Genomic DNA, 328 nt, shown 5'->3' on the forward strand with positions numbered 1-328 from the left:
CTCTCGATCTGGCGAATGCGCTCACGCGTGACGTCGAACTGCTTGCCCACTTCTTCCAGCGTGTGATCCGACTTCGTGTTGATGCCGTAGCGCATGCGCAGCACCTTCGCTTCGCGCGGCGACAACGAGTCGAGCGCGTCGTCGATGGCGGCGCGCAAGTCGGCTTGCATGGCCGCATCCGCCGGCGACGAAGCCGCCGAGTCTTCGATCATGTCGCCGAGCGTGGCATCGCCGTCGTCGCCAACAGGCGTTTCCATCGACACCGGCTGCTTGGCGATCTTCAGAATGCCGCGCACCTTCTCTTCCGACAGATCCATGCGCTCGGCCA

1 protein-coding gene is annotated in these 328 nt (G+C 64.0%); it reads right to left on the reverse strand.

The features are described from left to right. Nucleotides 1-328 (reverse strand): sigma-70 family RNA polymerase sigma factor (locus SB753_RS35790; protein ID WP_410804822.1); only part of this gene is annotated, 328 nt, incomplete at both ends.

It is taken from the genome of Paraburkholderia sp. SIMBA_053 (assembly GCF_046534895.1).
Lineage (GTDB): Bacteria > Pseudomonadota > Gammaproteobacteria > Burkholderiales > Burkholderiaceae > Paraburkholderia > Paraburkholderia caledonica.